Raw genomic sequence first — 10,199 nt, forward strand, 5'->3', positions numbered from 1 at the left:
CTGGCGGTGCAGCGATGCTCGACGGTGGTTTCAGCCTTTCCCTCATGGATGAATGTCAGCGCATAGGGTTTGGCCAGAGCGGCGCGGATCTTTTCTGCGACCATGCCGGACTCGGCCATGCTTTTCTGTTTATCGGCACTGAGTTCCGCGAGTATCACCACGAACTCATCGCCGCCGAAGCGCGCGACCAGGTCCTCCTCCCGCACGCAAGCGGAAATACGTCCCGATGCCTCGATCAGCAACAGGTCGCCGACATAATGCCCTTGGGTATCATTGAGCGACTTGAAATTGTCGAGATCCATGAACATCAGCGCGGCATAGTGATGATTGCGCGTGCTGCTCGCCATCGTTTGCCGCAGGCGCTCGTTGGTCAAACGGCGATTGGGGAGCTGGGTCAGTGTGTCATGCAAGGCCAGACTGAGGATTTGCGCCTGTGCCTGCTTGTGTTCCGTGATGTCGCGCGCCGCGGCGAACACCCCCTGTAGCTTGCGGTCCCGGTCGTAGAGGGTCGTCGCATTGTAGGACACCGCAGTTTCCTTGCCGTCCCGGTCGCGCGTGGTCAGCTCGAAGTTGGTTACCTTTTTCTTCAGCAGCACCACCTTCATGGCCGCCTCGGCGCGCTGCGGTTCAGTGAAATAGTTCTTGAACGGCGCGCCGATCAGTTCGTCGCGCGTGCAGCCGCTGAGCGCCTCCATCTGCTTGTTGACGTCGGTGATGATCCCTGACGGGTCGGTGATCATCAGCGCGTCGATGTTGGATTCAAAGAGCGACCTCGTGTAGAACTGATGGTCGCGCAGGCGCTGACCCAGCAGGCGTTGCTCGGCCTCGATTGCCTTGCGCGCGGTGTTGTCGGTACCCATCAGCAGGTAACCGATGATGTCATGGCACTTGTCGCGCAGCGCGGTGACTGACACGACCGCCGGGAAGCGGCTGCCGTCCTTACGGATATAGGTCAGTTCATAGATGTCCTCGATGCCGCGTGAGGCCTTGAAGACCAGGGCCTCGAAACCCGGGGTGATCGGGGTATCGAGTTCCAGACTGAGCGCCTCGGCGCGCGCAATCACTTCCTCGGGATCGGAGATATCGGCCGGGGTAATCTTGTTGATGACGTCAGCGGCCGCGTAGCCCAGCATCCGTTCCGCGCCGACATTGAATATCTGAATGACGCCGTGGGCATCGGTGGCGATGCTCGAGAAGTTGGCGCTGCTCAAGATCGCGGCCTGCAAGGCCCCGGTCTTCAGCAAGGCATCCTGGCGTTCGGCCTCGGTGATCGACTCCGCCGCTGGGGTGGATGCGTCGGTATCGCTGATTTCAGTCGGTATCGTGGTCATTGTCGTTGTCATTGTCGTTGTCGTTGTCGTAATCGTTGTCGTAATCGTTGTCGTAATCGGAGAAGCGAGGCAATTAGTGGTTCGAGAGAATCCGAGGCTCTCCGATAACCTCGATTACGACAACGACAACGACAACGACGACATCCGTGTCTGCGTGAAATAATCTCTCTCAAGCCATCTGGCTGATGGTCCTGCGGAAGCGATTGAGCGCGATGGTGAAGAACACCGCGCCGATGGCCGCCAGGGCGAGGAATTGCGGCCAGACCACCCGGATGTCGGCCCCGCGGTACAGGATGGCCTGACCGAGCGCGACGAAATGGGTGGTCGGCGCGGCCAGCATGACGTACTGGACCAGCTCCGGCATACTCTCGCGCGGCGTAGAGTTGCCCGAGAGCAGTTGCAGCGGCAGCAGGATCAGCACCGCGAGCATCCCGAACTGCGGCATCGAGCGCGCCAGCGTCGCCATGAAGATGCCCAATGAGGTGGTGGCGAACAGGTGCAGCGCGGCGCCGGCCAGGAACAGGCTCACCAGGCCCTCGATCGGCACCCGCAGCACGCCCTGCACCACGAACACCAGGGCCACCGCGGCGGCCAGCAGGACCACCAGGCCCATCGACCAGACCTTGGAGAGCATGATCTCGGCGGGCGTGACCGGCATGGCCAGCAGGTGCTCGATGGTGCCGTGCTCGCGCTCGCGGATCAGGGCGGCGCCGGTCAGGATGATCGACAGCAGGGTGACGTTGTTGATGATCTCCATCAGTGAGCCGAACCAGGACTGCTCCAGGTTGGGGTTGAAGCGCGCACGCAGGGCCAGGTCCACCGGCAAGGCGGCGGCGGCGCGGTAACGCGTCACGAATTCGGTGACCTCGCCCAGTACCATCTGCTGGACATAGCTGCTGCCGGTAAAGGCCTGGCTCATGCGCGTGGCATCGACATTGAGTTGGATCGCCGGCGTGCGGCCCGCCAGGACATCGCGTTGAAAGTTCGGCGGTATGTCCAGTACGAAGGTATAGTCCCCGGCGTCCATCCCGGCATCGATGGCGGGCAGCCCGATCATCTTGGGGGGCAGGAAGTGCGGTGGGTAGAAGGCCGTGCCGATCCGCGCCGAGAGCGGGGAGCCGTCCTCATCCACGATGGCGATCGGCGCCTTGTGCAGGGTCTCCGGCATGGCCGTGGCCGCGACATAGATCGATACCGTGAAGGTATAGGCGATCAGGATCAGCATCGTCGGGTCACGCGCCAGGCTCCACAGTTCCTTGATGCCCAGGCGGTAGATGGTGGCGAGGTGCGGCATCCTCATTTCTCCTGCTTCTTCAACAAGACGATCGACAGGACGAGGATGACCGGCACGGCCAGCGCGAGCGGCCAGAAGGAGTCCTGCAGTCCCGTGAATCCCAGGCCCTTGTTGAACACTCCGCGGCTGATGGTAAGAAAGTGCGAGGCCGGATAGACGCGGCCGATGGCATACCCCAAGCCTTCCAGTGAGGACACCGGGTTCAACATGCCCGCGAATTGGATGGCCGGGATCATGGTGCCGATCATCGCGACGAACATCGCCGCGATCTGGCTGCGGGTGAAGGTGGAGGCGAAGAGCCCGAAGCCGGTGGAGAAGATGACAAAGAGCAGGGCCCCGGCGGTCAGGGTCAGCAGGCTGCCCTTGACCGGAACGCCGAAGACGGTGACGGCGAGCAGGGTGAGCACCGCGAAGTTGAGCATGGCAAGGACGATATAGGGCAACTGCTTGCCGAGCAGGAATTCGCTGCGGGTGACCGGGGTGACATAGAGATTGATGATCGAGCCCAACTCCTTTTCGCGTACCACCGACAGCGCGGTCAGCATCGCCGGGATCATCAGGAGCAGCATCGGGATGACCGCCGGCACCATCGCCGGCAGGCTGCGCACATCGGGGTTGTAGCGAAAGCGCGTCGCGATGGTGGCCGCGCCGGTCGCGCCATCCTGGCCGAGTCGGCGCTGTGCCTGGTCGAGCAGCCAGCCCTGGTGCATCCCCTGCACATAGCCCCGCACCGTTTCGGCCCGTACCGGCATGGCGCCGTCCACCCAGGCGCCGATCTGGACCTGATGGCCGCGCGCGAGGTCGCGGGCGAAGCCGGATGGGATCTCGATGGCGAGCGCCAGTTCGCCGCCACGCATGCGCCGGTCGAGCTCGGCGTAGTCCGTGATCGGCGGGCGTTCGACGAAGTAGCGCGAGCCGGACAGGTTCAGGGCATAGTCGAGGCTGCGCGTAGTCTGGTCGCGGTCGAGCACCGCAAAGGTCAGGTTCTCCACGTCCAGGCTGATGCCATAGCCGAAGACGAACATCAGGATGGCGGTGCCCAGGAGCGCCATGGTGGCGCGCACCGGGTCGCGTTGCAGTTCCAGGGTCTCGCGCAGGCAGTAGCTCCAGGCGCGGGCGGGGCTAAAAGGAGCGTGGGCGTCCCGCCCGCGAGGCGTCACGGGAAGCCTCGACCCCGCCGCCGGAACCGCTTCAAGCACCGACGCCGGCCCCACCCCCTCGCCCCCCGCCCCGGCGTCCTTCAAGTACCCGATGAAGGCCTCCTCCAAGGTGGCCGCCCCGCGCCGGCGCACCAGTTCGGCCGGCACCTCGGTCACCAGCACCCGCCCGGCGTGCATCAGCGAGATGCGGTCGCAGCGCGCCGCCTCGTTCATAAAGTGGGTGGAGATGAAGATGGTCACCTGATCATTGCGCGCCAGGTCGATCATCAACTGCCACAGGCGGTCGCGCGCGATCGGGTCCACGCCCGAGGTCGGCTCGTCCAGGATCAGCAGTTCCGGCTTGTGCACCATCGCCACGGCCAGCGACAGTCGCTGGCGGATACCCAGCGGCAGGGTGTCCGGCAGGGCATCGAGGACCTCAGCCAGCCCGAAGCGCCGGACCATCTCGTCCACCCGCGCCGGGATGTCCGCCGCGGGCCACTGGAACAGGCGGGCGTGCAGCACCAGGTTCTGGTGCACCGTCAGTTCCGAATAGAGCGAGAACGCCTGCGACATATAGCCGACGCGGCGCCGGGTCGCGATGTCCTTGGGGTCGACGGCCCGCCCCAGCAGGGAGGCCTGACCCTCGCTGGCCGGCAGCAGGCCGGTCAGCATCTTCATGGTGGTGGACTTGCCGCAGCCGTTGGAGCCGATGAAGCCGAAGATCTCGCCGCGGCGGATGGAGAGATCGACGTGGTCGACGGCGACGAAGTCACCGAAGCGCATGGTGAGCCCCGTGGCCTCGATCGCGATCTCGCCGCTGTCGACCAGCGGCGGTATGGTCACGGCCTGGTAGCCGCGCCGTTGCGCGTCCGGCAGCAGGGCGATGAAGGCGGCGTCAAGCGAGTCGGTGCCGGTGCGCTCGAGCAACTCGGCCGGGGTGCCGGTGGCGAGCACGCGGCCGGCGTCCATGGCCACCAGCCAGTCGAAGCGCTGCGCCTCGTCCATGTAGGCGGTCGCCACGATCACGCTCATACCGGAGCGCTCGGTGCGCGAAGAACTGGAGGTTCTCCTCCACCGACAGGGTCGGATAGAGGTTCTTGCCCAGCCCCTGGGGCATGTAGGCGATATGGGGGCAGACCTTGGTGCGATGGCGGGCGCGGGCCATGTCGCCGCCCAGGGCCTGCACACCTCCCTGCTGCACGGCGCGGGCGCCCGCGAGCAGCGCCAACAGGCTGGACTTGCCCACGCCGTCCGGACCCAGCAGTCCGACCATGAGGCCGGCCGGGATGTCCAGGGTGACATCGTCCAGGGCCACGACCTTGCCGTAGTGCAGACTGACGTTCGCCAGGCTCGCCACGGGAGCCTGGGCGTCCCGCCCGGGCGGGACGCCCGGGCTCCTTTGGGCAGGCACCGGGGTCACTGCGGCAGCCTGATCGCCAGCTTGTCCGGCCAGGGTACCGACCCATCGAGCTTGAGCCAGGCCATGCCCGGCAGCCCGGTCTTGACCATCTTGAGGTGCTTGTGCAGCAGCTCACGGTCGATCTGCGCCTTGACCCGGAACATCAGCTTCTGCCGCTCGCTGGCCGTCTCCACGGTCTTGGGGGTGAACTGGGCGGTGCTGGCGACATAGGACACCCGCGCCGGGATCACATACTGCGGCGCCGCGTCGAGCACGAGGTGGACCTCGCTGCCCAGCGCGACCCGCCCGACGACGGTCTCGGGCAGGAAAAAGGTCATATAGACATCGCCGAGATCCACCAGGTTGAGGACCCGGCCGCCGGCCGCCAGGACCTCACCCGGCTGCGCGATGCGGTATTGCACGCGCCCGTCGCGCGGGGACTTGAGCCGGCTGTCCGCGATGTCGGCCGCGACCCGGGCAATGGTCGCCTCGCTCGCCGTCACCGCGGAGTCGGCCCCGACGACCTGCGCCTGCGCGGCCGTGATCGCCGCGACCGCGGCGGCCACCTGGGCCTGCGCCCCGGCCAGGGTCGCCTGGGCACCGTGCACGGCGGCGCGGTCGTCGTCGAGTGTCTGGCGCGCCGTCATCCCCTTCTTGGCGAGGGTCTCGGAGCGCGCCAGGCGCCGCCGTGCCGCATCCAACTCACTCTCGCGCTGCTCCACCAGGGCCTCGGCCGCGGCCGTGTCGCTGCGGCGCACCGCGACCTGGGCGGTCGCGCTGGCGACCGCGGTGACGGCCTGCTGGGACTTGGCGCGCGCCTCGTCACGCTGCGCGTCGAGCACGTCGACCTGCATCTGTGCCAGGGGCTGGCCGATCGCGACGAAGTCGCCCTCGTTGACCATGATGTCCTGCACGCGCCCGGCGAGTCGGGTGGCAACGTCGATCTCGGTCGCCTCGATCCGCCCGTTGCCGCTGACGAAGCCGGCCCCGAGGCCAGCCGGTCGCAGCGCCGTCCAGGCCAGTACCGCACCCACGGCGGCGGCGAGCACCCCGGCCGCGATCAGGCCCTTCTTGATTGCCGGAGTCATCATGATTGTCTGCGTCCGGTTGCGTTCATTCGCGGCTCGGCCACGCCGGTCCGGTCGAGCGTCCGGGCAGGGGTCGTCAAGGATTCACTCCCAGGGTATGCCGCCGGGCCGCCCGAGGCTGTACGCCATCGCACAGAGGATCTATGTTTACGCCCCTGGCGTCTGCTGGGTACGATCAGAACTGATGTGGTGCCCGAGATCCCGGATACATTGTCGTTGTCGTAATCGTGGTCGGGTTATTCGATTACGACAACGACAACGACGCCCGGTCCCTGAGAACGTCCGGTAGCTGTAGCAGTTCGCGAGGCCTCGTCGCGGCTGAAGCCGCTCCCACGGGGTGCTGGCGCCGCCCGGTGTGCGCTACCGCACCGACGCCCGCCGCCCTGGGGTGTTACCCTCCCTTCTGGCGCCTTGTGTACCCCGCGCCGCGCGGCCCAACTTGCATCGAAATCGGATATTGCTCATGCGTGAAGACGGAAACGGTGCGCCCGACGCGGGCGCGGGCGGTACGGCGAAGGCCGTCAGCGAAGATCAGCGCCAGCGGGGGCTGCTCAAGACCGGCGCGCTGCAGACCGCGATCCTGAACAGTGCCAACTTCTCCAGCATCGCCACCGACGAGCACGGCATCATCCAGATCTTCAACGTGGGTGCCGAGCGGATGCTGGGCTACGCCGCCGCCGACGTGGTCAATCGCATCACCCCCGCGGACATCTCCGACCCCCAGGAGCTTCAGGCGCGCGCCTTGGCGTTGAGCATCGAGCTGGGCACGCCCATCACGGCGGGGTTCGAGGCCATGGTGTTCAAGGCGCGGCGCCGCATCGAGGACGTCTATGAGCTGACGTACATCCGCAAGGACGGCAGCCGCCTGCCGGCCGTGGTGTCGGTGACGGCGCTGCAGGACGCGGCCGACGCCATCATCGGTTACCTGCTGATCGGCACCGACAACACCGCCCGTCAGCAGGTGGAGGCCGAGCGCCTGCGCCTGGACGCGGTGTTGAAGGAGAGCCACCTGGAACTCAAGAAGGCCAAGGTGGCGGCCGAGGAGGCGAATCTGGCAAAGTCGGACTTCCTCTCCAGCATGAGCCACGAACTGCGCTCACCGCTCAATGCCATCCTCGGCTTCGCCCAACTGATGGAGACCGGCGCCCCGCCGCCCACCCCCGGGCAGAAGGACTCGATCGACCAGATCCTGCAGGCCGGCTGGTACCTGTTGGACCTGATCAACGAGATCCTGGACCTGTCGCTGATCGAATCGGGCAAGCTGTCGCTGTCGCCCGAGCCGATGTCGCTCGCCGAGGTCCTGGCCGACTGCCAGGCGATGATCGAGCCGCAGGCGCAGAAGGGTGGCATCCGCGTCTATTTCCCGGAACTGGACGGGCCCTGGCTGGTGCGCGCCGACCGCACCCGCGTCAAGCAGGTGCTGGTCAACCTGCTGTCCAACGCCATCAAGTACAATCGGGTCGGGGGCCGCGTGGACCTGCGGGTCACCGCGGCGGGCGACGGGCGCACCCGCATCAGCCTGCAGGACACGGGCGAGGGCCTGGCGGCCGACAAGCTGGTGCAACTGTTCCAGCCCTTCAACCGCCTGGGGCAGGAGGCCGGGGCCCAGGAGGGCACCGGCATCGGGCTCGTGGTCTCCAAACGCCTGGTGGAGTTGATGAACGGCAGCATCGGGGTCGACAGCACGGTCGGCGTCGGCAGCACCTTCTGGATCGAACTGGACGCGACGGCCGCGCCGCACCTGGCGGCCGAACCGGCCGATACCCCGCTGGCCGCGCCGGCCCCGGCGGTCCCGGGTACCCTGCGGACGCTCCTGTGCGTGGAGGACAACCCGGCCAACCTGATGCTGGTGCAACGGCTGCTGGAGCGCCGGCCCGACATCCGGCTGCTCTCGGCCCGCGACGGCCGACACGGCGTGGAGCTGGCGCGCGCCTTCCTGCCCGAGGTCATCCTGATGGACATCAACCTGCCCGGCATCAGCGGCATCACGGCCCTGCACATCCTGGCCGAGGACCCGGCGACCGCGCGGATCCCGGTGATTGCGTTGAGCGCCAATGCCATGCCGCACGACATCGAGAAGGGCAAACAGGCCGGCTTTTTTCACTACCTGACCAAGCCCATCAAGGTGGGCGAGTTCATGGATACCCTGGATCTGGCGTTCAAGCACGCGCTGGCCGCCAGTCAACCCGCAAGCCTATAAGAAGCAGATGAAATTACCTGAAGAGGAGATCCTCGCCGCCCGCATCCTGATCGTCGATGACCAGGAGGCCAATGTGCGTCTGCTGCAGCGCCTGCTGGGCGACGCGGGCTATACCGGCCTGACCGCGACCATGGACCCGGCGGGCGTGTGCGCGCTGCATCGCGACCACGACTATGACCTGATCCTGCTCGACCTGCAGATGCCCGGCATGGACGGCTTCCAGGTGCTGGCCGCGCTGCAGGCGCAGAACGCCGTGGGCTACCTGCCCGTCCTGGTGCTCACCGCCCAGCCGGCGCACAAACTGCGCGCCTTGCAGGCCGGCGCCAAGGACTTCATCAGCAAACCCTTCGACCTGCTGGAGGTCAAGACGCGCATCCACAACATGCTGGAGGTGCGGCTGCTGTACCGCCGACTCGAGGCGCACAACCAGATCCTGGAGCAGACCGTGCAGGAGCGCACCGCGCAACTGCGCGAAAGCGAGGCCCGCTACCGCCGCCTGACTGAACTGGCGTCGGACTGGTACTGGGAAGAGGACGAGCACGGCCGCTTCACCAGAGTCTCCGGTCCGGTGAGCGAGATGCTCGGCCTCCAAGGCGATGGGGCCGCGGACCTCGCCGAAGAAGAACGCTCGGGCAGTTGGAACGAGACCGAGCGCGCCGTGATACGCGCCGCCATCGCTGCCCGCCAGCCGTTCATCGACCTCCCCTTCAGTCGTGTCAATGCCGACGGTTCGCAGCAGCACTACCGGGTCAGCGGCGAGCCGATCTTCACCCCGGCGTGCCGTTTCATCGGCTATCGCGGCATCGGCGTTGAAACCACGCCCAGGCCGCCGTCGCCCCCGGCCGCGGAGGGCTGACGTTCGATGCACCAGGTGTGCCACAGTCCGAACCAGAACCACCTGCTCGCGGCCCTGCCGGACCCCGAGTTCGCGGCCCTGTCTCCGCACCTCGAGCTCTTCCCGCTGCCCCTGGGGGAGATGCTCTACGAGCCGGGCCGGCAGTTGCATCACGCCTACTTTCCCACCAGCGCGGTCGTCTCGCTGCACTATGTCACCGAGAGCGGCGCGGCGGTTGAAACCGCCGGGGTGGGTAACGAGGGCATGGTCGGGGTGACGCTCTTCATGGGCGGGGACCCCACGCCCAGCTCCGCCGTCGTGCAGATCGCGGGCCACGCCTACCGCCTGGAGCGCCGCCGCCTCAAGCAGGCCTTCGACGGCCCCGGCCTGTTTCAGCGCCTGCTGCTGCGCTACACCCAGGCCCTGATCACCCAGTTGGCACAGACCGCGGCCTGCAACCGTCACCATTGCGTAGAACAGCAATTGAGCCGCTGGCTGCTGCTGACCCTCGACCGGGCGCCGGCCCGCGAACTGGTCATGACCCAGGAACTGGTCGCCGGCATGTTGGGCGTACGCCGCGAAAGCGTCACCGCCGCCGCCGGCAAGCTGCAACAGTTGGGCTATATCCGCTATCGCCGCGGCCACATCACCGTGCTCGATCGCGAGGGACTGGCGACCCGCGCCTGCGAGTGCTACCACGCAGTGAAGACCGAACTGGCCCGGCTGCTGTGCGATGTGCAGTACCGCCAGGAGGGGCTCACGGGGCGGTGATAGCCTTCGCACCGGACATCCGGACAGGCCCCTGGCTGGTGTAGGGGCGGGTTTGAAACCCTGAGGGTAACATCCGTCGCGGCCTGAGGGCCGCACCTACGCGGTAGGAGCGGCCCCCAGGCCGCGACGGGTTACCGCA

8 protein-coding genes are annotated in these 10,199 nt (G+C 66.8%); 3 read left to right on the plus strand and 5 right to left on the minus strand.

Annotated features, from left to right (window positions below; all coding sequences use genetic code 11):
• The 5 genes from QZY48_RS16905 to QZY48_RS16920 all read right to left on the minus strand — a co-directional run.
• The coding region (locus QZY48_RS16905; RefSeq protein WP_295433083.1) for a diguanylate cyclase at positions 1 to 1,331 on the minus strand (1,331 nt) is incomplete at its 3' end.
• 169 nt (positions 1,332 to 1,500) lie between these two features.
• Positions 1,501 to 2,631, minus strand: coding sequence for an ABC transporter permease (locus QZY48_RS16910; RefSeq protein WP_366929715.1), 1,131 nt, complete (start codon positions 2,629 to 2,631; stop codon positions 1,501 to 1,503).
• Positions 2,628 to 4,772, minus strand: a complete 2,145-nt coding sequence (gene rbbA, locus QZY48_RS16915) for a ribosome-associated ATPase/putative transporter RbbA (protein ID WP_366929717.1) — start codon at positions 4,770 to 4,772, stop codon at positions 2,628 to 2,630. Before rbbA ends, QZY48_RS16910 begins: the two co-directional genes overlap by 4 nt.
• Positions 4,663 to 5,178, minus strand: coding sequence for an ATP-binding cassette domain-containing protein (locus QZY48_RS34870; RefSeq protein WP_366929716.1), 516 nt, complete (start codon positions 5,176 to 5,178; stop codon positions 4,663 to 4,665). The genes rbbA and QZY48_RS34870 overlap by 110 nt, the downstream gene beginning before the upstream one ends.
• A gap of 5 nt (positions 5,179 to 5,183) precedes the next feature.
• A complete protein-coding gene (locus tag QZY48_RS16920) occupies positions 5,184 to 6,260 on the minus strand; it encodes an HlyD family efflux transporter periplasmic adaptor subunit (protein ID WP_366929718.1) in 1,077 nt (358 codons plus the stop codon).
• A 457-nt stretch (positions 6,261 to 6,717) separates the two neighbouring features.
• Here QZY48_RS16920 and QZY48_RS16925 point away from each other — a divergent pair, with 457 nt between their 5' ends.
• From QZY48_RS16925 to QZY48_RS16935, 3 genes are read left to right on the plus strand one after another with little or no spacing between them, the layout of a single operon-like run.
• Positions 6,718 to 8,454: an ATP-binding protein gene (locus QZY48_RS16925; protein WP_295433089.1), complete on the plus strand. Its 1,737-nt coding sequence runs from the start codon at positions 6,718 to 6,720 to the stop codon at positions 8,452 to 8,454.
• 7 nt (positions 8,455 to 8,461) lie between these two features.
• Positions 8,462 to 9,310: a response regulator gene (locus QZY48_RS16930; protein ID WP_295433091.1), complete on the plus strand. Its 849-nt coding sequence runs from the start codon at positions 8,462 to 8,464 to the stop codon at positions 9,308 to 9,310.
• Positions 9,311 to 9,316: 6 nt separating this feature from the next.
• On the plus strand, positions 9,317 to 10,060 hold the full coding sequence (locus QZY48_RS16935) for a Crp/Fnr family transcriptional regulator (RefSeq protein ID WP_295433093.1): 744 nt from the start codon (positions 9,317 to 9,319) through the stop codon (positions 10,058 to 10,060).
• Positions 10,061 to 10,199 lie beyond the last annotated feature (139 nt).

The organism is uncultured Thiodictyon sp. (genome assembly GCF_903828115.1).
In the GTDB taxonomy this organism is placed as follows: domain Bacteria; phylum Pseudomonadota; class Gammaproteobacteria; order Chromatiales; family Chromatiaceae; genus Thiodictyon.

Coding starts and splice junctions, on each gene's coding strand:
- QZY48_RS16910 (WP_366929715.1), bottom strand. CDS start 2,631: ATGAGGATGCCGCACCTCGCCACCATCTACCGCCTGGGCATCAAGGAA.
- rbbA (WP_366929717.1), bottom strand. CDS start 4,772: ATGGACGAGGCGCAGCGCTTCGACTGGCTGGTGGCCATGGACGCCGGC.
- QZY48_RS16925 (WP_295433089.1), top strand. CDS start 6,718: ATGCGTGAAGACGGAAACGGTGCGCCCGACGCGGGCGCGGGCGGTACG.
- QZY48_RS16930 (WP_295433091.1), top strand. CDS start 8,462: ATGAAATTACCTGAAGAGGAGATCCTCGCCGCCCGCATCCTGATCGTC.
- QZY48_RS16935 (WP_295433093.1), top strand. CDS start 9,317: ATGCACCAGGTGTGCCACAGTCCGAACCAGAACCACCTGCTCGCGGCC.